This window comes from Idiomarina sp. Sol25 (assembly GCF_033052775.1).
Classification (GTDB): domain Bacteria; phylum Pseudomonadota; class Gammaproteobacteria; order Enterobacterales; family Alteromonadaceae; genus Idiomarina.
This window is the reverse complement of record NZ_JAUPEW010000001.1, coordinates 1-22440: the sequence shown is the minus strand read 5'-3', so window position 1 is coordinate 22440 and position 22440 is coordinate 1. Positions and strand designations below refer to the sequence as shown.

The 22440-nt window shown below is 48.4% G+C and carries 17 protein-coding genes and 2 tRNA genes; 10 read left to right on the top strand and 9 right to left on the bottom strand.

Features of this window, described 5'->3' with window-relative positions; all coding sequences use genetic code 11:
• Positions 1–25 precede the first annotated feature (25 nt).
• From Q5L94_RS00095 to bfr (Q5L94_RS00055), 9 genes are all read left to right on the top strand, one after another.
• Positions 26–1051 (top strand): Fe(3+) ABC transporter substrate-binding protein, encoded by a 1026-nt coding sequence (locus Q5L94_RS00095; protein ID WP_317496488.1) that lies wholly within the window; start codon positions 26–28, stop codon positions 1049–1051.
• 22 nt (positions 1052–1073) lie between these two features.
• Positions 1074–2702, top strand: coding sequence for an iron ABC transporter permease (locus Q5L94_RS00090; RefSeq protein WP_317496487.1), 1629 nt, complete (start codon positions 1074–1076; stop codon positions 2700–2702).
• Positions 2703–3761: an ABC transporter ATP-binding protein gene (locus Q5L94_RS00085; protein WP_317496486.1), complete on the top strand. Its 1059-nt coding sequence runs from the start codon at positions 2703–2705 to the stop codon at positions 3759–3761. It begins immediately after the preceding gene.
• Positions 3762–3834: 73 nt separating this feature from the next.
• Positions 3835–4776, top strand: coding sequence for a CorA family divalent cation transporter (locus Q5L94_RS00080; RefSeq protein ID WP_317496485.1), 942 nt, complete (start codon positions 3835–3837; stop codon positions 4774–4776).
• A 101-nt stretch (positions 4777–4877) separates the two neighbouring features.
• A complete protein-coding gene (locus tag Q5L94_RS00075) occupies positions 4878–6749 on the top strand; it encodes an acetate--CoA ligase (protein ID WP_317496484.1) in 1872 nt (623 codons plus the stop codon).
• Positions 6750–6785: 36 nt separating this feature from the next.
• Entirely contained in the window at positions 6786–7763 is a 978-nt protein-coding gene (locus Q5L94_RS00070) for a calcium/sodium antiporter (protein WP_317496483.1), read from the top strand.
• Between the two features lie 63 nt (positions 7764–7826).
• Positions 7827–8051: a (2Fe-2S)-binding protein gene (locus tag Q5L94_RS00065; RefSeq protein ID WP_114981584.1), complete on the top strand. Its 225-nt coding sequence runs from the start codon at positions 7827–7829 to the stop codon at positions 8049–8051.
• Positions 8052–8084: 33 nt separating this feature from the next.
• The gene (gene bfr, locus Q5L94_RS00060) at positions 8085–8561 is read left to right on the top strand and encodes a bacterioferritin (protein WP_317496482.1); all 477 of its coding nucleotides are present in this window, start codon (positions 8085–8087) and stop codon (positions 8559–8561) included.
• Positions 8561–9028, top strand: coding sequence for a bacterioferritin (gene bfr, locus Q5L94_RS00055; RefSeq protein WP_317496481.1), 468 nt, complete (start codon positions 8561–8563; stop codon positions 9026–9028). Before bfr (Q5L94_RS00060) ends, bfr (Q5L94_RS00055) begins: the two co-directional genes overlap by 1 nt.
• Before the next feature lie 71 nt (positions 9029–9099).
• Here bfr (Q5L94_RS00055) and Q5L94_RS00050 read toward each other — a convergent pair.
• The 5 genes from Q5L94_RS00050 to Q5L94_RS00030 form a co-directional block, all read right to left on the bottom strand.
• Positions 9100–9187: transfer RNA gene (locus Q5L94_RS00050), tRNA-Ser, on the bottom strand.
• Positions 9188–9233: 46 nt separating this feature from the next.
• A complete protein-coding gene (locus Q5L94_RS00045) occupies positions 9234–10865 on the bottom strand; it encodes a methyl-accepting chemotaxis protein (protein WP_317496480.1) in 1632 nt (543 codons plus the stop codon).
• 121 nt (positions 10866–10986) lie between these two features.
• A complete protein-coding gene (locus Q5L94_RS00040) occupies positions 10987–11544 on the bottom strand; it encodes a gamma-glutamyl-gamma-aminobutyrate hydrolase family protein (RefSeq protein ID WP_317496479.1) in 558 nt (185 codons plus the stop codon).
• 74 nt (positions 11545–11618) lie between these two features.
• Entirely contained in the window at positions 11619–12596 is a 978-nt protein-coding gene (locus Q5L94_RS00035) for an amidoligase family protein (RefSeq protein ID WP_317496478.1), read from the bottom strand.
• Positions 12589–13974: a M28 family metallopeptidase gene (locus Q5L94_RS00030; RefSeq protein WP_317496477.1), complete on the bottom strand. Its 1386-nt coding sequence runs from the start codon at positions 13972–13974 to the stop codon at positions 12589–12591. The genes Q5L94_RS00035 and Q5L94_RS00030 overlap by 8 nt, the downstream gene beginning before the upstream one ends.
• Before the next feature lie 325 nt (positions 13975–14299).
• Here Q5L94_RS00030 and Q5L94_RS00025 point away from each other — a divergent pair, with 325 nt between their 5' ends.
• Positions 14300–15142 carry an SDR family oxidoreductase gene (locus Q5L94_RS00025; protein WP_317496476.1) on the top strand — a complete coding sequence of 281 codons (843 nt, stop codon included), beginning with the start codon at positions 14300–14302 and terminating at the stop codon, positions 15140–15142.
• A 16-nt stretch (positions 15143–15158) separates the two neighbouring features.
• Here Q5L94_RS00025 and Q5L94_RS00020 read toward each other — a convergent pair whose 3' ends face one another.
• The 4 genes from Q5L94_RS00020 to Q5L94_RS00005 all read right to left on the bottom strand — a co-directional run bounded on the left by Q5L94_RS00020 (position 15159) and on the right by Q5L94_RS00005 (position 22440).
• Positions 15159–16580, bottom strand: coding sequence for an FAD-dependent oxidoreductase (locus Q5L94_RS00020; protein ID WP_317496475.1), 1422 nt, complete (start codon positions 16578–16580; stop codon positions 15159–15161).
• Positions 16580–21046, bottom strand: a complete 4467-nt coding sequence (gene gltB / locus Q5L94_RS00015) for a glutamate synthase large subunit (protein ID WP_317496474.1) — start codon at positions 21044–21046, stop codon at positions 16580–16582. Before gltB ends, Q5L94_RS00020 begins: the two co-directional genes overlap by 1 nt.
• A 137-nt stretch (positions 21047–21183) precedes the next feature.
• Positions 21184–22224, bottom strand: a complete 1041-nt coding sequence (gene nadA / locus Q5L94_RS00010) for a quinolinate synthase NadA (protein ID WP_317496473.1) — start codon at positions 22222–22224, stop codon at positions 21184–21186.
• Positions 22225–22364: 140 nt separating this feature from the next.
• Positions 22365–22440: transfer RNA gene (locus Q5L94_RS00005), tRNA-Lys, on the bottom strand.

Below are 22440 nucleotides of genomic sequence, written 5' to 3'. Positions count from 1 at the left end.
ATAGTTCGTTAAGGAGTCATCTGAAATGCGTAAGTTTCATTCAATACTGGCAATACTTGCCGCGACTTCTGCGACACTGGTGTCCTTCACTAGCGCCGCTGCTGAAGTTAATGTTTACTCAGCCCGAAAAGAAGCGCTGATCAAACCCGTTCTGGAAAAGTTCACCGAAGAAACGGGCATCGAAGTTAATTTATTAACCGGTAAAGCGGACGCGCTACTTGCCCGGCTTAACTCCGAAGGCAAAAACACTCCGGCGGATTTATTCTTAACCGTTGATGCTGGAGCTTTGCACCGCGCTGTTGAAGCAGATGCATTCCAGGCAGTGGACTCTGGCGCGATTAACTCTGCCGTTCCGTCGCATTTTCGTTCTTCGGACAACCTTTGGTTTGGGTTAAGTTTACGCGCCCGCCCTATTTTTTACTCACCAGAGCGCGTAAACCAAGACGAACTGGACTCTTATTTAAGCCTGGCTGATGAAAAGTGGAACGACCGTATCTGCATCCGCTCTTCTAATAATCTGTACAACCAGTCCTTAGTTGCTGCGCTGATTGAACACCACGGTGCAGAGAAAACAGAAGAATGGGCAGAAGACTTTGTCGCAAACTTTGCCCGTAAACCGGTTGGGGGTGACCGTGACCAAATTAAAGGCGTTGCCTTTGGCGTATGCGATATCGCAGTTGCCAATACCTATTACTTTGGCCATATGCTGAACTCTGATGACGCCGAAGAGCGTGCGGCGGCCGAAAAAGTGAAGATATTCTGGCCAGCTCAGGACACACATGGTGCCCATGTGAACGTTTCTGGCATAGGTATTACTAAACACGCGAAAAACATTGACGAAGCTCAAAAGCTAATCGAGTTCCTGGTCTCTAAAGAGTCACAAAAATGGTATGCTCAGGCCAACTATGAATACCCAGTTCGCGAAGGCGTTGAGTGGAGTAAAACACTCCAGCAATGGGGTGACTTTAAGCAGGATGATATTGAAATGGATATTCTGGGCGAGAATAACGGCGACGCCGTGCGTTTAATGAACCGTGCCGGCTGGCGTTAATTTGCTACCAGGAGATGCGTAAATGAACCGTGGCACGCTGTTGCTGTTTGCCGTCGCGGTCTTGATAGGGCTACCACTCATTGTGGTAGCTTTGTCGTTACTGAACCCTCAATGGGACACTCTGCAACATCTTTGGCAAACCGTGATACCGGAATACATCGGTCATTCAGTGATCTTATTATTCGCTGTCGGTGCCGGTGTCACTTTGCTCGGGGTCAGTACGGCCTGGTGTATCAGTCAATACGACTTTCCCGGCTGGCGCTGGCTGAGCTGGGCGTTATTACTTCCACTGGCAATGCCGGCCTACATTACGGCCTATACCTATACAAGCCTGCTCGATTATGCCGGTCCGGTTCAGGGCCTCATCCGGGACATATTCTCTGTTAATATAGGCGAATACTGGTTTCCACAAATACGCAGTCTGAACGGTGCGATATTTGTTCTTTGTATTGTTCTTTATCCCTACGTTTACCTGATTACCCGATCCGCTTTCATGCAGCAATCAACAACCGCGTTTGAAAGTGCGAAAACCCTGGGTGCCAGCTCATTAAGAAGTTTCTGGAAAGTTGCTCTGCCACTGGCGCGGCCAGCTATAGCAACCGGCGTCACGCTGGCATTAATGGAAACTCTGGCCGATTACGGCACCATGGAATATTTCGGCGTCACAGTATTCACCACGGGTATCTTCCGAACGTGGTATGGCATTGGTGATGCGCAGGGAGCTTTACAGTTATCGGCTTTACTGCTGGTATTTGTCATTATTTTGATAATGGTCGAGCGCTACTCAAGGCGCCGTGCTCGTTTTTATCAGCAGCGTTCTGCAACCAAGCCTCCTCAGCGCCGACCATTAAGGGGCTGGCGGGCAGCACTGGCTTCTCTGATTTGCTGGCTCCCCGTTGTGCTTGGCTTTATAATACCAGCTGCGCAACTGCTCTGGTGGTCGGTTCAGAAGTCTGAAATATGGCAGCAAACCGAATTCTGGATGTTAACCTTCAACACACTCTGGTTAGGTTTACTAGCGGCATTGATCACTGTTGCTCTGGCCTTATGGCTTGCTTACGGTCGCCGTCGCCACCCTACCCGACCTTTACGCGCGGCTATCAGCCTGGCGGGTATGGGGTACGCTATTCCAGGCATTGTTATAGCGGTTGGGTTGTTGTCACCTTTAGCCTGGCTCGATAATCACATTATCGCTATCAGTGAATGGGTGTTTGACTTTAATCCCGGGTTATTATTTTCCGGTACCGTTATCGCGCTTTTATTTGCCTACAGCGTTCGGTTTTTATCAGTGTCCTTGCAAACCGTTAACTCCGGGCTGGAACAAATTACACCGCAAATGGACAATACCGCACGAACTCTGGGCGCCAGTGGTAAACGTATTTTATGGCGGGTTCACCTGCCGTTGCTCCGCAGCCCGTTATTGGCTGCGCTAATTTTAGTACTGGTCGATGTCATGAAAGAGCTACCAGCCACGCTGGTGCTACGCCCATTTGATTTTAACACCCTGGCGGTGCGGGCATTTGAAATGGCATCTGATGAACGCTTAGCCGATGCCGGGCCACCTGCATTGATGATTGTCGCAGTCGGGTTAATTCCGGTTATTATGCTGTCCCGGGCATTACGCAACAAAACACTGAAAGCAGGAGAGTAAATGAGCACATTACTGAATATTGACACAGTCAGCATCCAGCTCTCCGGTGACCTCATCGTCGACAGACTGAATTTATCTTTAGAGCCGGGCGATATTGGCTGTCTGCTCGGCCCCAGTGGCTGTGGGAAAACCACTCTGTTGCGCGCCATTGCCGGCTTTATTCCGGTTTCCAACGGAAAAGTCGAACTGCACGGAAAAACGGTCTCATCCAGCCAGGTGCATATACCGACCGAGCAAAGAGCAGTGGGTATGATGTTTCAGGACTTTTCATTATTCCCCCACTTAACTGTGGCCGACAATATCCGTTTTGGTATTAATCGATTACCCAAAAAACAGCAGGAAGAGCGAGTTAAAGAGCTGCTGATCCGCATTGGCCTCAATGGTTATCAAAATCGCTACCCGCACGAGCTATCCGGAGGGCAGCAACAACGTGTTGCTCTGGCCCGCGCTTTGGCTCCGAAACCTAAACTGATGCTGCTTGATGAACCTTTCTCCAGTCTTGATGCCGAACTGCGCGAAGTTCTTGCTCACGACGTAAGACGATTGCTAAAAGAAGAAGGTATTACCGCCTTACTGGTGACTCATGATCAGCAGGAAGCCTTTGCCATGGCAGATAAGTCGGGCGTGATGTATTCAGGTCAGCTGCTACAATGGGAAACCCCTTATGCCCTTTATCACCAGCCCACTCATCAACTGGTCGCCGACTTTATTGGCCGCGGCGTTTTACTCAATGGCGAAATAAGAGAACAGCAACTGCATTGCGCATTCGGAGTCATAGAACACTCACAGTTGCACGATAAACCCGACATGAGTGTCAACTTTTTAGTGCGCCCCGATGACGTATTAATTAATAACGACAGCAGTATGCAGGCCATAGTGGTTGGTTGCGGTTTTCGTGGTTCTCATTATCTCTATACTCTGGAGCTGGCCGATACCAGTCACGTGCTGGCTGTAGGCCCTTCCCATCAACCGTTAAAAACCGGCGAACAAATCGGGATTGATATCGACTTTGATCACTTAGTGGTATTCGACTCGTCTTTGTGCGAATTGCCAGACTAATTGATGAGTAAAACAAATGACAAGTTGAATGCCTCACTATAGACTTTGAATAATTGTCATATGTGAGGATTCTATGGACTTTTTAATTGACGCCTGGGATTTCAGTCAGCATCCCGCAAAACAACTTCAGTCGCCATCGAGCGCCGCGGAAAACACCTGGTTTCATTTTCAGCGTGATGCCGATGGGTTGACCGAGTGGTTAACTCAAGCCGGTATACCTGAGCCTCTGATTGATGCGGTACTGGAAGAAGACACCCGCCCTCGTTTTCAGCGTTTACCCGACGGTTTCATGCTGTTGCTACGGGGCGTTAATTTAAACACCGGCGAATCTCCAGAAGACATGCTCAGCCTGCGCTTACTCTATTATAAAGGCGCGTTGTACAGTTTTCGTAAGCGTCCTTTTTTATCCATAGCAAAATTGCGTGAGCAACTTGACCAACAAATGGGGCCGGAGTCGTTACACGACTTTATCGTTGCCCTAATTGAGCAGCTGAACTTACGAATTGAAGATGTGGTTTCCTCTGCAGAACAGCAACTGGAAGCCATTGAAGGTGAAGGCTTTGATAATACGGCATCGGTTCAGGTAAAACTCACGGCTTTACACCGGCGCCTGTTACGACTTAACCGCTTTATCCGCCCGCAGCTGGCCGCTTTAGAAAAGCTCAGCACTGAAACCGAAAAGGTTATGAGCACCGAGTTGCACCAATGGCTTATCAACGAACGCGATACCACTCAACGTTTGTTCGAACAAATTGACCTGATGCTGGAACAAGTCTGGATGCAGCGCGAGCAACTGCAGCAAGCCATTGCCGAGAAAATGAACCGCAACACCTATTGGCTTTCGGTTATTGCCGGCGTGTTTTTACCTCTTAGCTTTTTAACCGGTGTTTTTGGAATAAACATTGGCGGCATGCCTGGAGTAGAAAGTGAAGGTGCGTTTATGGTTTTCTGTGGTGCGCTGGTAATTATCGCTATTGTCGAATTCCTGTTGTTGCGACGTCTGAGATTCTGGTAAACCTGACTTATATCAAAGCGGCTTAGACCTAAGTCGAATAGGAAATTTAAGCCAACAGAATATGCTTAAAGGCTCTGCATAAAAGGATTTGAGGTAGTGATATGCAAGCCTATAAAAACGTTTACTCCGAAGCTCAGCAAGATCCTGAAGGTTTTTGGCTGGAGCAAGCCCGTCGCTTAAATTGGTTCAAAACGCCGAAAGTCGCTGCACAGGTCAAAAAAAATGGACTGGCAGACTGGTTTCCGGATGGCGAAGTTAACATCAGTTATTTAGCACTCGATGCACAAATAGAAGCAGGCCGCGGCGAGCAAGTCGCTTTGTATTACGACTCTCCGGTCACCCAAAGCAAAGCAAGTTACACCTTTAACCAGTTGCGGGAACAGGTTGCCTGCTTTGCTCATGTCCTGAAGCAACAAGGCGTAGAAAAAGGCGACCGGGTTATTATTTATCTGCCCATGATCCCGCAGGCTGCTATTGCAATGCTGGCCTGCGCCCGCATTGGGGCAATTCACTCGGTTGTCTTTGGTGGTTTCGCAGCGCACGAACTGGCTGTTCGCATAGACGACGCGGATCCCAAACTCATTATCACCGCGTCTTGTGGTATTGAAGGGACAAAAGTTCTGCCCTACAAACCTATTGTGGATAAAGCTCTGGCGGAAGCAATCTATAAGCCACGCACCATTGTCTACCAGCGCGAGCAGTGCCAGGCAGAAATGCAGGAAGGTCAGGACACCGACTGGGAGCGGGCACTGACGACAGCAAACCCTGTAGAAGCAGTTCCTCTACCGGCAACTCATCCTCTTTATATTCTTTACACCTCGGGCACTACAGGAAAACCGAAAGGCGTTGTGCGTGACCACGGTGGTTATGCCGTTGCCCTGAATTTTTCTATGAATTACGTTTACGGATTAAAGCCAGGGGAAATTTTCTTCACGGCATCCGATGTAGGCTGGGTCGTTGGCCATTCTTATATTGTTTATGGTCCACTGCTTTTTGGCTGCAGTAGTGTACTTTACGAAGGTAAGCCGGTGAATACACCTGACGCCGGGGCTTTCTGGCGTATCGTTCAGGGCTACAAGGTCAGCGCCATCTTTTCTGCTCCAACGGCTTTCCGGGCAATAAAAAAAGAAGATCCTGAAGGCGAATTTATGCAGCACTATAACTTAAGCTCTCTGAAACGCATTTATATGGCCGGAGAGCGTCTAGATCCGGCAACTTATGAATGGGCAACAGAGCTCACCGACTTGCCGGTTTACGACCACTGGTGGCAGACCGAAAGCGGCTGGCCAATGTGCGCTAATCCTGTCGGTATTGGAGCGGTAAAAGCAAAGCCCGGTTCATCCGCCTTTCCGGTTCCCGGCTACGAAATCAATATCCTGGATCCATTGGGGAAAAGTTTACGCAGCAAAGAAGAAGGTGCCATTTGTGTACGCTTACCTTTACCTCCCGGCTGTCTGACCACAGTATGGGGCGACGAACAACGTCTGCACAGCAGTTATCTCAGCGCCTTTCCGGGTTATTACTGCAGTGGCGACGGCGGCTACATCGACGAACAAGGCTATGTTTTTATTATGGGTCGCACGGACGATGTAATAAACGTTGCAGGTCATCGCTTGTCCACCGGAGAAATGGAAGAAATCCTCGCAGCCCATAAAGACGTTGCTGAATGCGTCGTTGTCGCACAAACCGACGAACTAAAAGGTGAGTTACCGGTTGGCTTTGTTATTCTTAAAAACGCTTCCACTATTGATCACGAGCAATTACAACAGGAACTTATCCAGTCAATACGTGCAGAGATTGGCGCTATTGCCTGTCTGAAAACCTTACACGTTGTGCCCCGGCTGCCTAAAACACGGTCAGGAAAAATACTGAGACGGCTTATTCGGCAGGTATTACAAGGCGACGATGTCGCGGTTCCCTCAACCATTGATGATCCATCAAGTATTGATGCTATTAAGAAAACCATGCGTTAAACTAGCACCCTTTCTTTTAGACAGGATCAGGGTGTTATGACGTTATCGATTGTTGCGGTCATTATAGGTTTAGCTGTTTTGGTCTGGAGTGCTGACCGCTTTGTTGAAGGCGCAGCCGCGGTAGCAAAACACTTGGGCATGGCGCCGTTAGTTATCGGTATGGTCATTATTGGCTTTGGTACATCGGCGCCAGAAATGGTTGTATCGGCACTGGCATCAATGCAGGGCAACCCTGCGTTGGCACTGGGTAACGCTTATGGCTCGAACATAACCAACATAGCACTGGTTTTAGGTATTACCGCTATGCTCGCCCCTATTGCGGTTAAATCTGTGGTTATACGTCGCGAGATGCCAGTTCTAATAGCCATAACCCTGTTAAGCGCTGTATTTCTGCTTGACTATCAAATCACCCGGCTGGAAGCCATTTTTCTGTTAGTTGTTTTTGTTGGCTACATGGGCTGGTCTGTATGGATAGGTTCAAAAAGCAGCGACGACAGCTTAGCCGCAGAGTTCACCGAAGAACTCGACTCTAACCCTCTGCCAATGAAACCCGCCATTATGTGGCTTATTGTTGGCTTACTACTGCTCATTGTCAGTTCACGTGCTTTAGTCTGGGGTGCCGTGAACATAGCGGTGTCACTTGGCGTCAGCGATTTAGTCATCGGTTTGACGGTGGTCGCCATTGGTACCTCCTTACCAGAGCTGGCTTCAGCCATTGCGGCAACCCGCAAGAATGAGCACGACCTGGCACTGGGTAACGTTATCGGCTCGAATATGTTTAACACCTTAGCCGTTGTCGGTATAGCGGGTGCTATTGAACCGGTTTCGCTTGAACCTTTGGTGTTAAGCCGCGACTGGGTTGCCATGGCCGTATTGACATTGCTGCTAATGGTCTTTGGTATTCGCAAGGCACGGCAAGGGCGAATTAACCGCGTGCACGGTTTTGTCTTTATCTGCCTGTACTTGCTCTATACCTTGTACTTGTTAAAAACTGGCTTTATCGCCCCCCAATAAAAACAATATTGCAAATCGTTCGTATTTAACATAGACTGTCATTATCAAGTGAGGTGATAGTCTATGTATGTTTGTCTTTGTAAAGGTATTAACGATAAAGTCATTCATCAGGCCGTAGTTTCTGGTGAAGTGAACTCAATGCGAGACTTACGCCAGCAATACGGTGTAGCCTCACAGTGCGGGTGTTGTAAAAACTGCGCCAAAGATGTTCTTCACGAAGCCCTCGAACAACGTTCTAATCAAGCAGGTAAAGAGACTCAACTTCCGGTTTCCGTATGCTACACTTAATTCATACCTAGTGAATTAAGGAGTAATACGGCTATGAAAGGTGATGCTAAAGTCATCCAGCAACTGAATAAAATACTGACACTAAAACTTACCGCTATAAATCAGTACTTTCTTCATGCCCGCATGTATCGTAACTGGGGCTTCGAAAGTTTGAACAAGCCTGTCTATAAGGCCTCCATTAACGAAATGAAGCACGCCGATGTTCTTATCGAACGTATTTTATTTCTGGAAGGCATTCCTAACTTGCAAGAACTCGGTAAATTATACGTAGGTGAAGACCCAAGAGAAATGCTGGAAATGGACCACAAAGTCCAGTTCAATGATGTCAGCGCAATACGCGAAGCCATAAAAGAGTGTGAGATACACAAAGACTATGTCAGCCGTAATGCTTTACGCGACATTCTCGACTCGCAGGAAGAGCATCTCGACTGGCTTGAAACTCAAATTGATTTGATATCGCGTCTGGGTAACGAGGTCTATTTGCAAACAAAAATTCAAGGAGCTGAATAATGCGCAGAGATAACAATATAGTTGAGCAGCTCAACCGTCTTCTGGCTTTTGAGCTGACATCAATTGACCAGTACACCTCGCATTCTCGTCAGTACGAAGACATGGGTTTAATGAAGCTTTATGAGCGCATTAACCATGAAATTGACGACGAACGCGGGCATGCGGACTTGCTTATTCGCAGAATTCTATTCCTGGAAGGTAAACCCAACATGAGTAATCGCGAACCTCATACCATAGGTTCGGATGTTCGGGAAATGCTGGAAAACGACTTGCAGCTTGAGTACAACAACGCAAAAACACTGCGTGAAGTCATTGAGTACTGTGAAGAAGTTGATGATTATGTCACCCGTGAGATGCTGGTCGGTATTTTAAAAGATACTGAAGAAGACCACGCGTACTGGCTACAGATACAGCTGAACTTGATGGATCGATTGGGCGAGAAGCTCTATTTACAAAGCATGATGTAATCCATTTCTCATCAAGTCCTCCCTTTCTGCAGACACAAAAAAACCGCCTCGAGGGCGGTTTCTTTTGTATCTGGCGGAGAGAGAGGGATTCGAACCCTCGATACGTTGCCGTATACACACTTTCCAGGCGTGCGCCTTCAGCCACTCGGCCACCTCTCCAGAACGGCCGCTATGGTAGGGGGTTTGGCCGTTCTAATCAAGGGGTTTAAACAATTTTAAAGCGTTTCATGCCATTATTTAACCGTTTTGCCAGTTCGTTCAGCTCACGGCTGGCTTCACTAATCTGTTCTGAGCCAGCAGCTGCTTGCTCAGCAGCCTGAGTAATGGACGTGAAGTTTTGGTTTATTTCTTCCGCTACGGCAGTTTGCTCTTCCGCGGCAGTCGCAATTTGTGCGTTCATATCGCTCATTTTTTCAACCGAGCTATTCACCGCATGCAAAGACTCACCCGCGGAACGCGCCTGTTCAACACTTTCTCCAGCCTTTTCTCTGCCTTTTTCCATAACGGTAACTGCGTCGTTGGCGCTCAATCGCATGGTTTCAATTAAGCTCTGAATATTACGAGTAGAATCCTGAGTTCGGTTCGCTAACGCGCGCACCTCATCGGCAACCACAGAGAAACCGCGGCCATGTTCGCCTGCACGGGCAGCCTCAATTGCGGCATTCAACGCCAGTAAATTAGTCTGGTCAGCAATGCCTTCTATCACTTCCAGTACTTTATGAATTTCTGCGGTGTTATCAGATAACTGACCAATAACTTTTGACGCACCTTCAACCTGGTTTGCCAGTTCTTCAATAGAGCGAATGGTCGCTTCAACTTCACGGCTACCACCAACAGTCTCTTTATCAGTGTCGTCCGCCAACTGAGCCGCCTGCTCTGTATGCTGAGCAACTTCCCGTACCGTCTGTGCCATCTGATGAATTGCCGTTGCCCCCTGAGTGGTCTGCTCTTGCTGCTGAACCACTAGTTGCTGGTTATCATTCGCTGTTTCAGACAACTCGTTCGATGAGTTCAGAATCGTATCTGCAGAATCATTAACGTCCTGCAGAATCTCTCTAAGTTGACGAACCATGCGATTCACGTCCGCCATCATACTATCTTCATAGCGTGTTCGGGTTGAAACCGTTAAGTCACCATCAGCAATACGCTGCAATACTTCAGCCGCCTCTTCGGGCTCGCCGCCTATGGTGTGAGTCAGCTTAGCCACTATCCGCCAGGCAGCTATGCCACCCGTAATAATAGCGAAAGCCGTCACCCACCACATTAAAGTGGCAAAGTTTTCGCTGCGGTCCATAACACCTTCGGTACCTGTCGCTATGTTCTGCTCCTGATACTCAATGAAGGTATTAATGCGATTCAGCCATTCAGCGTAAACCGGAGACAATTCATTCAGTACGTATTCCTGCGCTTGTTGACGTTGACCAGAGCTTAATAAACGCTCAGTTTCTTCGGCGGCGGCCAGTCCTCGCACTTGCACGTCTTCAATAGCTGCCAATAATTCACGTTCTTTGCTGCTAACCAAAGTGCTGTCAGAAAAAATAGCGCTCATGCCCTTATCCGCTGTGTTGTAGTTAGACTTTAAATCATCAATTAACTCGCGGAGCGGAGGGCGATCAGCAGCATCATCCACAAGTACTAAATCGCGCAGAGCAATAGCCCGGTCATGTACACTACCGCGATAATTAATAGCAAAGCGTTGTTTTTCACTTCCTACTTCATTCACTCTTGTGAGTGTTTTATCGATTTCGCTAACCTGATACGTACCGACAATTGTCGTTATAACAAGTAACAATAGAATGAAGGCAAACCCCGCATACAATCGATTTGCTATGCTCATGTGGTACTCCAGAAAGTGATGATGATATATTTATCTATGTAATTGAACGATTATACTAACCAGGCTTAAGGATGGATCAAAAAAATTGATATATTGATGACGGTATAATCGAAATGTTCAATTATTGTTTGATAAGCCAACGGAAAATTCTGAGCTGGCTGGGCACATAAAAAAGATACTCAGGATGCCACTGCACGCCAATAATAGTTTGTTCGTTCTGGCCTTCAGAAGCCTGCAGAAAACCATCGAGATCCCAGCCCACAGCAAGCATACCGACGCCGGTTTGCTTCACAATTTGTGAGTGCAGGCTGTTAACTCGCAGTTTTTGTTTTTTACAAATTTTTGCCAACTGACTCCGGGGCTCAATAAACACTTGTTTGGTTGGCAATAACCCGGGTCGGTTATAGGTTAGCTGTCGTAGCTCCCGGATATTCTGATTCAGTTCACCGCCCAACACCACATTAATCAATTGCGAGCCACGACAAATACCTAACAGAGGCTTTTTCTTTTCCAGTGCCCATCGTATCCAGGCAATTTCAAGCTCGTCTCTGTCAGGGTCGTACTCACCGTCACACTCAGGTGGTTGATTATACTCCGAAGGACTAATGTCATCGCCGCCACCAATAATCACGGCGTCAATGCCTTCGTGTTCACAGCGGTGCCTGACACTCGCGCGCACAGGGGATGCCCCAAGACACTTCAGAATAAGCCACGTACACCACCAGGAAGGCGACCACCGCCTGGCGGTCCCGGTTACAACCACTCGCGGTCTTTGAGCCATTGCTGCAACCTTTCCTTCCAGTCTTTCTCTGAAACTCCTATTAACGGGCGCTCAGCATCAGTAAACGCCTGCTTCCAGTATTCTAATGCCTGTTCGTCATTTGCAAGAGCATCCACTATCCACCAAATTCTCCATGGTTCGGTTAAATTCCAGTCAGGGTGTTCAAGCTGACAATTCGGTAAACGATAATGAAATGTCGGGCGGGCTTTGATCTTATTATCTTCCACTGCTTTTTTAATTTTTTCTTCATCCAGAAAAGCAAACAGTGGCAACATATCCAGCGCCCGATTACGAGTCGCGTTATGTTCCAGATAATCACTAATCAGTTGCTCCTGACTTACCTCCTGCTGAGAGACCAGCAAACGGGTGTAAGCTTCAGGGTATTTATCAATATAAGGACTCAGCTTTCGTGTTGTATCAACCCGGTGAGCCTCTACTAGCCACCATTGTAACAAAGAGAATGCCTGCAAATAACGCAGCAGGCTATTTGGGTCTAAAGATGGTATCTCGGGATTAATGTGTACACCGTAAGCCGCAATCCAGGATTCATCGGTACCTTTCGCCCCGGCTTCGCGTAAAGCGTCCGTCAATGGAATTAGCTGCTCACACTGTTCAAGAGTCAGTGGTGGGCAAACAATTTCAATCGGTACCAGGTTCTCAGCTATGCTACCTAACTCGCGCACCCAGGCAGACTTGTCTCCACCTTCGGCTTTGGCTTTTCGCTTTAAATAGTCCCAGTCTATCTCAACTGTAAATGACCCCAGTTCATCCACTTCAACTTTTTGCTCGGCTTTAGAGACAGCGACCCGTTCCCCCGACAACTGTTGTTGCAGAACTTCGACGGTTCTCTCCAGGGTTAAACCGCTAAACTCCAGTTCAAAACCAACTCTTCGGTCTTCCCCTTCATAATTTAGCGGCTCGGTTAATGCTTTGAACAACCTTTTACTCAATTGAAAATGTCCCCGCTGGTCCCGGAAATACGACTGGGCTTTCAAAGCCATCGTTACTGACACTAGCTACACCAAAAATGTAATTATCGATCACCACATTCTCCAGTGTGTATTCGTTTACGTTACCGACATAGCGACTGAACTGCCACTGCGGAGCGCTGGTTAAACGCCAGTAAACTTTATAACCCGCAATATTTTCTTTATCTTCCTCTTGGGCTGCCCAGCGCAAGGTTGTATCCGGTTTTACTGCACCTTCTATTTCGACATTAGCCGGTGGTCTTGGTGCCCACGACATGCTCGCCATAGAAACGGCGTTTAATGCCGTCAGTTTCGCTGCGTAGTCAAAGTCTACGCCCTCTATGGTGTCGCCATATTTAATGCCATCTTCCACGCGAAGGTCCTGGTGCTGACGATTATAGTTTTCGTTGGTTTCCATAATGCGGATACCGGCATAGCCTAAGTCATTAAAAGGTCTGTGATGCCCTCCGCGACCAAAACGATCTAAGCGATAAACAATCATTGTATCTAAATTGTTGATGTAGCGATCAGCCACTGTATCAATGTAGCGCGCTAAGTTGCGTGAAGGAGAATCCACTTCGCCACCATAAAAACGACGCATCGTTGCTTCACGGTCCGATTCATTCATACGGGTGCCTTCAGCAAAAATACGTGCAGTGGTGTTATTAATGACTCCGTTAATTCCTTCAATGTTACCAATCATGTCATTATTGAGCACAGCGGTCAGACGCCAGCCTTCTTCTTTGGCCTTTTCAGCCAGAATTTTTCCGCCAAACAGACCTTGCTCTTCGCCGGCCAGTGCCGCATAAACAATAGAGCCGTCAAACTCGTACTGAGTCAGCACTCGTGCCGCTTCTAACGCGCCAGCGACACCGGAGGCATTGTCGTTTGCGCCAGGGGCGTCCGAGGTATAATCCATAACATCGCTAACGCGCGAGTCGATATCACCGGACATCATCACATAACGATTAGGGTCTGTTTTGCCACGCTGAACAGCAATGACACTTTTTACTTCCACAGGGTCGGGTATGCGCTTTTCTCCCGAAATAGTGTCGCTGACATACATGACTTCTAGACAGCCACCACAGGCTTCTGATATGCGCTCAAATTCGGCAAAAATCCAGCGCCGCGCAGCACCAATGCCGCGCGTATCCGACTCGGTTTCAGATAAGGTATGGCGTGTGCCGAAATCCACCAGGGTCTGAATATCGCTTTCAATACGGTCAGCCTGCATGGCGTCAGCTATTTTATGTAGCTTTTCCTGCTCTTTATAATCAATGCTATCCTGAGCGATAGCGCTCAACGGCGTGGCTAAACCAACACTTACCGCCAGTAATGAACTTGTCCACAATTTGAACATAATTGAATACCTGTTAATTAATAAGCTTGATTCGATTATGCGGTATATAATAGAGGATGGAAAGCCATGCGCTGGAACAGCCTGCAATAACCTTTATGACTGCTCCGTTAGTTTGGCAAGCCCGCTTTGATTCGGCAGCCCCTTCAAAGCTGTCGTACTCGCTAAGATGTTGTTTAAACAGAGACTGAAATTGAGAGCGGTGATAATCTGTTTTAAGCTCATCAATCAGACTTTCTATTGTAAGGCTCACTGCTCATAATGGGCTATTGGTCAGTATCTATATTAAGTTCAACATTTCTTTTTCATTAACGCTAAGAGGATCTTCATGCAAACGCTTTTACTCGGTTACGGCGACATTGCAGACCGCGTTGCGCAAAGGCTCAGCGATCAAAACGAGCAGGCCACCGGAGTTTGCAGAACCCCGGAGAGCAAGCCGGTGCGCAAAGGAGTCAATTTAGTTGCAGCAGACTTAAACAATGAACAAGAGCTTCACCAACTGTTCCAGAATAAATGGGATAATGTTGTCATTACCCTGACCCCGGCAAAAGGCGCAGAAGATAGCTATCATCAGGGCTACGTCGTTCCCTGCCGTCACCTGCAGCAAGTGCTGTCGCAGCAAACTCATCAGCCTAATATTATTTACGTTTCCAGCACCGGCGTTTATGCACAACGCGACGGCGAGTGGATTGATGAAAACAGTGCAACCGAGCCTACATCAGACTCTGGTAAAGCTCTATTGCAGGCTGAATCCATTATCGATGCCTTACCGGGGCAAACCTCGATTCTTCGTTGCAGTGGTATTTACGGAGAAGGGCGTGACTTTTTGCTGCGTCAACTAAGTCAAGGTAATGTCCAGCTTCGTGACAGCTGGACCAACCGCATACATCAGGACGATGTCGCTGGCTTTATTGTGCATTTACTTACCCTGGTTAATCAGCCAAGTCCTGTTTATTTGGTTAATGACGATGAACCGGTCAAACAATACGAAGTTTACCAGTGGCTGGCTGAGCAGCTTGGAATTGAGCTGACCGGAAGCATTGATACAGACGTTGGTCCAAGAGGCTCTAAACGCTGCATGAATAAGGGCTTGAAAGAAAGCGGTTACCCACTTCAGTATGCGAATTTTCGCGAAGGTTACGCACCAGTTATTAAACAATGGCAGCGCTGATTGCGCTGCTCATAACTTATACGGCGTCGAAATAATCGAGCATTCCCTCGGCGGCGTTGCGTCCTTCGGCTATCGCCGTCACCACCAAATCGGCGCCGCGCACCATATCGCCACCGGCAAATATTTTCGGGTTGCTGGTTTGCATAGCATACGCAGTATCGCCAGTAGCCAGCACGGTGCCCCAGTCGCTTAGCGCCACTTTGTGCTGTTGTAACCATTCCGGCGGGTTAGGTTGATAGCCAAAGGCAATAATGACTGCGGTGGCCGGCATAACGAATTCTGAGTCCGGCACAGGCTGTGGACGCCGGCGACCGTCTTCATCAGCTGGGCCAAGCTCAGTGCGTACCATTTTCACGCCGCTAACCTTACCGGAATTGTCCGTAATCACTTCCAGCGGTTGCAGATTAAACTCGAAAGAAACTCCCTCTTCACGAGCGTTTTGCACTTCTTTGCGTGACCCGGGCATATTGCCTTCATCCCGACGATAAGCGCAGACAACCGACTTCGCCCCCTGTCTTATTGAGGTTCTGACGCAGTCCATCGCGGTATCGCCACCGCCAAGTACAACCACCGTCTCGTCTTTCACATCAATCAGCGGATACTGAGACATTGGTTCATGAGCCATGAGTTTTTGCGTATTACCAATCAGAAACGGCAAAGCAGGATAAACCCCGTCGGCATCCAGACCTTTTAATTTTCCATCCAGCGCTTTGTAGGTTCCTAACGCTAAAAATACCGCATCGTAACTGGCTTCCAGTTCAGCAAAACTGATGTCTTTACCCACTTCGACACCCAGCTTAAACTCAATGCCCATGTCAGTGAATATTTCACGACGTAAAGTCATTACCTCTTTGTCCAGCTTAAATGGCGGAATGCCGTAAGTCAGCAGTCCGCCAATTTCCGGGTAGCGATCATACACTACAGCTTTGACACCATTGCGAGCGAGCACATCAGCGCAGGCCAGCCCGGCAGGCCCGGCCCCTATCACAGCAACCCGTTCCTGACGTTGAGTCACACCACTTAAGTCTGGCCGCCAGCCCTGTTTAAAAGCTTCATCGACCATTTGTTTTTCAATACTGCCAATAGTTACTGCGCCGAAACCGTCATTCAGTGTACAGGCACCTTCACACAGACGATCCTGCGGACAGACCCGGCCACAAACCTCAGGCAGGCTGTTGGTTTTATGCATAAGCTCAGCGGCTTCAATAACTCGCCCTTCGTTGGCCAGCTCCAGCCACTGAGGAATATAGTTGTGAACCGGGCATTGCCACTCACAATATGGGTTTCCGCAGTCCAGGCAACGATCTGCCTGGCCTTTTAGCTGCACGTCGGGCATTGGATCATAAACTTCTTTAAACTCAATGCGGCGCTCTTCAACCGGACGTTTCGGCGGATCAATGCGCTGCACGTCCAAAAACTGATAAATATTCTTGTTCATTACATCACCTGCACACGTAATTCTGCGGTTGACCGCGCCCGATGCCCTAAAAGCTCTTTCACATCTGCCGCTTTTGGTTTGACGATATAAAAGCTGTCCACTATTTGCTCGAAGTTGTTTAGCAACTCGCGCGAGTAGTGACTTCCCGTTGCTTCGTGATGCTCATGAATTAAACCGCGCAAGTGCTCCTGAATAATCGGGGTATCCACTGCTACGGCTTCAACCAATTCGTGGTTAAGCCGACGGTGCAAATCACCGTCGCTGTCTCTTAAATAAGCAAAACCGCCGGTCATGCCTGCACCAAAATTGATGCCGCAGTCACCCAGTACCACCACAATTCCGCCTGTCATATATTCACAGCCATGGTCACCAATGCCCTCTACCACAGCTGTAGCGCCGGAGTTACGAACCGCGAAACGCTCGCCGGTACAACCGGCAGCATAAAGCTTGCCGCCAGTCGCGCCGTACAGACAGGTATTCCCCATAATAACGGCTTCGTGCGTGTTATAACGACAGCCTGCTGGTGGCTTAATGGTAATTTCACCACCGGCCATACCTTTCCCGACGTAGTCGTTGGCGTCTCCGGTCAGGTACAGCTTTAAGCCACCGGCATTCCATGCACCAAAGCTTTGTCCTGCGGTACCAATAAAACCTAAGGTAATTGACGCAACCGCCATTCCCTGGTTTCCATGCTGACTGGCAATGTAACCCGATACACTTGCAGCAACCGAACGGTCATCGTTACGAATAGCCAAGGACCAATGACCTCCGCTGCGCTTATCGATAGACTCTTTGCACAATTCCAGCAAACGCTGGTTCAGCTTGCCCTGGTCAAACGGCGGGTTCTTCTCGGTGCAATATAAAGAGTGCTCTGAACGCACTCCTGCGGACTGCAACAAGGCATGTAACTGTAACTGCTGCTGACGTTTGGTTTCACCGGTCAGTCGTTCCAGTAGATCAACCCGGCCAATAGCGTCGGTTAACTTTTCCAGCCCCAATTGAGCGAGAATGTCGCGAACCTCTTCCGCCATAAACTCAAACAATTTCACCACGCGTTCCGGCAAGCCTGAGAAATGTTCACGGCGCAGAGTTTCATCCTGAGTAGCCACACCGGTTGCGCAGTTGTTCAAATGGCAAATGCGTAAATATTTACACCCCAGAGCAATCATAGGGGCGGTGCCAAAGCCAAAGCTCTCAGCGCCTAAAATAGCCGCCTTAACAATATCCATACCGGTTTTTAAGCCGCCATCGACCTGCAACCGAATTTTATGGCGCAGATTATTAACAACTAAAGCTTCGTGCACCTCAACAAGACCTAGCTCCCAGGGCGAGCCGGCATACTTGACGGAAGTCATGGGACTGGCACCGGTTCCGCCGTCATAGCCGGACACAGTAATTAAATCGGCATACGCTTTCGCGACACCTGTAGCAATGGTGCCAATGCCAGGCGTAGAAACCAGCTTGACTGAAACTAAGGCTTTCGGGTTTACCTGCTTTAAGTCAAAAATCAGTTGAGCTAAGTCTTCAATGGAATAAATGTCGTGATGAGGCGGCGGCGATATCAAGGTAGTTCCCGCAACGGCGTAACGCAGCTGGGCAATTTCTGCAGTGACTTTTTCGCCGGGCAGCTGGCCACCCTCGCCGGGTTTGGCCCCCTGCGCAACTTTTATCTGTATAACATCAGCATTAACCAGATAATGCGGCGTAACACCAAAGCGTCCCGAGGCCACTTGCTTAATTCGCGAATTTTTTGCGTTGTTAAAACGCTTCGGATCTTCCCCGCCTTCACCAGAATTTGAGTGCCCGCCAATAGTATTCATGGCAATAGCTAAGGCTTCATGAGCTTCAGCGCTTAACGCACCTATCGACATAGCCGCCGTATCAAAACGCTGAAAAAGAAGCTCTTTAGCTTCTACCTTTTCTTTTTTAATTTTTGCTTTTTCAGGCAATTTAATGCTGAGCAAATCACGCAGGTGAGTCACCGGCCTCTCATTAACGAACTTAGCGTAAACGTCGTAATCTCGCTGCTCGCCTGTTGCTACCGCGCGTTGCAGTGAAGTCACAACATCCGGGTTGTAAGCGTGATACTCCCCGCCGTGCACATATTTTAGCAAGCCGCCCTGAGCCAGTTTTTTTCGTGTTAACCAGGCACGGTGGAAGCTTTGCTGAAGATCCTGCTGTATATCGTCAAACCCAGTACCATCAATGCGTGCTGGCACGTTTTCAAAGCAAAGACGACGCACATCTTCGTTTAGCCCAACCGCCTCAAACAAGGAGGATCCCCGGTACCCCGCCACTGTCGCAATACCCATTTTCGAGAGTATTTTCAGTAAGCCTTTATTCAGGCCTTTACGGTAGTTGAGCAACGCCTCCTTTATGTCCAGTGTGACTTTGCCCCTGGCCACCAGTTGTTCCACGGTCTCATACGCAAGGTACGGATAAACCGCAGTGGCGCCTAAACCTATTAATACTGCCATATGGTGCGGATCACGCGCGGAGGCGGTTTCAATAATAATGTTTGAATCACAGCGAAGATCATTATTCACCAGCACTTGTTGCACCGCCCCAACAGCCATGGCTGCCGGTATCGTCAGCTGTTCCCGCTGTAAATCTCTATCACTGAGAACCAGAATAACCGTTTGTTCATCCTTAACCGCGGCTTTTGCCTGTTCAACCAGGCTATCGATGGCTTGTTGCAGGTTTTGCTGCTTCGGTTTAAAACCAAGCGATAAAGTGGTTGAACGGTAATGTTGTTCGTCCAGTTCACGTAGCTGTTTTAAATCGGTGTACATCAGGATAGGAGATTCAAATACCACCCGATCGGCATCGCCTGATGCTTCGTTAAATACGTTATGCTCACGCCCGATAATAGTGGAAAGCGACATGACATGGCTTTCACGAATCGGGTCAATGGCCGGGTTGGTCACCTGCGCAAACTGCTGGCGGAAATAGTCGTAAAGCAAACGCGGCTGCTTTGAGAGCACCGCAGTGGGTGTATCGTCGCCCATAGAACCCACAGCTTCCTGACCATCTTTGGCCAGAACACTGATAATTTGCTGGATTTCTTCTTCGGAGTACAAATACGCTTTATGAAAAACCAGCATGGTCTTGTCGTCATACAAACGCTTACCCAGCTTGTCAGCGTGGCTACGCTCAAACGGTATTAAGTGACGACGGTGCTGTTCCAGCCATTGTTTATAGGGGTGACGCTGCTTGAGTTCTTCTTCAATTTGGTCGTTATACCAAATTTTGCCGGTATAGGTATCCACCGCCATCATTTGTCCCGGTCCTAAGCGACCTTTTTCAATCACTTCCTGCTCGTCGTAATCCCAGATACCCACTTCTGAAGCAATGGTCAGAATACCCGAACGGGTCAGAACATATCGCGCCGGACGCAGACCATTTCTATCCAGACTGCAGGCCACATGTCGGCCATTGCTCATGACAACGCCGGCAGGCCCATCCCAGGGCTCCATATGCAGGGAGTTAAACTCGTAAAAGGCGCGCATTTCGTCCGACATAGTGGCATCGCCCTGCCATGCCGGTGGAATCAGCAAACGCATTGCCCGGAATAAATCCATGCCGCCAGCCAGTAATAGCTCCAGCATATTGTCTAACGACGCAGAATCGGAGCCTGACAGGCCCACCAGTGGCTTTGCGTCTTGTAGATCCGGCAATAAGGGCGTCTGAAATTTATAAGCTCTTGCCTGTGTCCACTGACGATTTCCACGTACAGTATTAATTTCACCGTTGTGAGCAAGGAACCGGAAAGGCTGAGCCAGCGGCCAGCGCGGTTCTGTATTGGTAGAGAAGCGTTGATGGAAGACACAAATAGAGGTTTTCATTTCGGCATCGGCTAAGTCGATGTAATAAGCCGGCAAGTCAGCTGCCATCATCAGGCCTTTATAGACTAAGACCAGACTCGACAACGACGAAATATAAAGCTCATCCTGATTAGGCATCCGCTTTTCGATGCGCCTTCGGGCCATATACAAGCGTCTTTCTAGATCTTTTTTACGCCAGCCCGGCGGAGCCGACACCAGAACCTGCTCAATAACCGGCTCAGAGGCTTTAGCGCCTTCACCCAGTACTTGGTTGTTAACCGGAACTTTACGCCAGCCAGTGACCGCTAAAGTCTCTCTTTGAAGCTCTTGCTCAATAAGATGGCGGGCAGACTCACGCTTATCCTTGTCGCCGCTAAAAAATATCATACCGACAGCAAACTTCTTGCTTAGCTGCCAGCCTTGGGTTTCTGCGTAATGGCGGAAAAACTGTTCGGGTATTTGCAGTAGCAGCCCACAGCCATCTCCGGTTTTACCATCGGCGCCAATACCACCACGATGTTGCATACGATCCAACGCTTTTACTGCGGTAGAAATTAAACCTTGCTGAGCTTCGCCATTAATATCAGCGATAAGGCCAAAACCGCAGTTATCACGGACATCAGCTGGATCATAAAGTCCCATGCTTACACCACTCGAATAATTATTCAATAAAGTTAGATTAGCATGCAGAAATTCACTTCGGTAGGCACTGAAGTTATTATTGTTATAAATATGTTTTATGGACCAATAGTAGAAAGGCTCCCGAAGGAGCCTTTAAATTATTTTAAGCTAGCTGAAAATTCCAGCATTCGGTCTAACGGCACCATGGCTTTTTGACCCAGAGCTTCATCGACATGAATCTCATGTGTTGCTCCACCATCCGTTAACGCCTCTTCTATCGCTTTTAAGCCGTTCATTGCCATCCAGGGACAATGTGCACAACTGCGACACGTTGCACCATTACCCGCGGTTGGGGCTTCAATAAAGGTCTTATTCGGCTGCAACTGCTGCATTTTATAAAAAATGCCTTTATCGGTTGCTACTATGAAAGTCTCATTCGGTAATTCCTGACTCGCCTTAATAAGCTGCGAAGTAGAGCCAACAGCATCCGCCATCGCCACAATATTCTCCGGCGACTCAGGGTGCACGAGAATAGCGGCCTCAGGATGAAGCTTTTTCATATCCTGCAGAGCTTTCGCTTTAAACTCATCATGCACGACACAAGCACCCTGCCACAGCAGCATATCTGCACCGGTTTCCCGTGCGATATAGCCGCCCAAATGCTTATCCGGTGCCCAAAGAATTTTTTCTCCTTTGGAATCCAGATGATCGACAAGCTCAAGCGCCATACTGGATGTCACTACCCAGTCTGCACGAGCTTTTACCGCTGCCGAAGTGTTAGCGTAAACAACAACGGTCCGGTCAGGATGTTGATCACAAAACTCAGCAAATTTTTCTGGTGGACAGCCAAGGTCAAGAGAACACTCGGCTTTTAATGTCGGCATCAGTACTTGTTTGTGAGGCGTAAGAATTTTTGCTGTCTCACCCATGAAACGGACACCAGCTACAATCAGTTTCTTCGCCGGGTGATCTCGCCCAAAACGAGCCATTTCTAAAGAATCGGCCACACAGCCACCGGTTTCCTCAGCTAATGCCTGAATATCAGGGTCTGTGTAGTAGTGCGCCACCAATACAGCATCTTCATCAATCAGAAGCTGCTTAATGCGATTAATGGTTTCAGACTTTTCTTCCGCACTTAAAGGTTTAGGTTTTGGAGGAAAAGTATAATCAAGGCTATCCAGAGTTTGAATCTCGGTCATGATACTACGGCTTGTTTTCTAAGTGTTCTCAGTAAGTGAGGGCTATTATAGCTGAATTCAAGGGATGCTTATAGCTAAGTCCGTATCACTCTTAATTCATCGGTATGGATAAGTGTTTTTTAATGAGGTATTCAGTGAAGTGGTGGGTTGTGCAGGATTCGAACCTGCGACCAATTGATTAAAAGTCAACTGCTCTACCAACTGAGCTAACAACCC

Coding starts and splice junctions, on each gene's coding strand:
- Q5L94_RS00045 (WP_317496480.1), bottom strand. CDS start 10,865: ATGAGCATAGCAAATCGATTGTATGCGGGGTTTGCCTTCATTCTATTG.
- Q5L94_RS00085 (WP_317496486.1), top strand. CDS start 2,703: ATGAGCACATTACTGAATATTGACACAGTCAGCATCCAGCTCTCCGGT.
- bfr (WP_317496481.1), top strand. CDS start 8,561: ATGCGCAGAGATAACAATATAGTTGAGCAGCTCAACCGTCTTCTGGCT.
- Q5L94_RS00080 (WP_317496485.1), top strand. CDS start 3,835: ATGGACTTTTTAATTGACGCCTGGGATTTCAGTCAGCATCCCGCAAAA.
- nadA (WP_317496473.1), bottom strand. CDS start 22,224: ATGACCGAGATTCAAACTCTGGATAGCCTTGATTATACTTTTCCTCCA.
- Q5L94_RS00095 (WP_317496488.1), top strand. CDS start 26: ATGCGTAAGTTTCATTCAATACTGGCAATACTTGCCGCGACTTCTGCG.
- bfr (WP_317496482.1), top strand. CDS start 8,085: ATGAAAGGTGATGCTAAAGTCATCCAGCAACTGAATAAAATACTGACA.
- Q5L94_RS00020 (WP_317496475.1), bottom strand. CDS start 16,580: ATGAACAAGAATATTTATCAGTTTTTGGACGTGCAGCGCATTGATCCG.
- Q5L94_RS00090 (WP_317496487.1), top strand. CDS start 1,074: ATGAACCGTGGCACGCTGTTGCTGTTTGCCGTCGCGGTCTTGATAGGG.
- Q5L94_RS00025 (WP_317496476.1), top strand. CDS start 14,300: ATGCAAACGCTTTTACTCGGTTACGGCGACATTGCAGACCGCGTTGCG.
- gltB (WP_317496474.1), bottom strand. CDS start 21,046: ATGGGACTTTATGATCCAGCTGATGTCCGTGATAACTGCGGTTTTGGC.
- Q5L94_RS00030 (WP_317496477.1), bottom strand. CDS start 13,974: ATGTTCAAATTGTGGACAAGTTCATTACTGGCGGTAAGTGTTGGTTTA.
- Q5L94_RS00070 (WP_317496483.1), top strand. CDS start 6,786: ATGACGTTATCGATTGTTGCGGTCATTATAGGTTTAGCTGTTTTGGTC.
- Q5L94_RS00065 (WP_114981584.1), top strand. CDS start 7,827: ATGTATGTTTGTCTTTGTAAAGGTATTAACGATAAAGTCATTCATCAG.
- Q5L94_RS00075 (WP_317496484.1), top strand. CDS start 4,878: ATGCAAGCCTATAAAAACGTTTACTCCGAAGCTCAGCAAGATCCTGAA.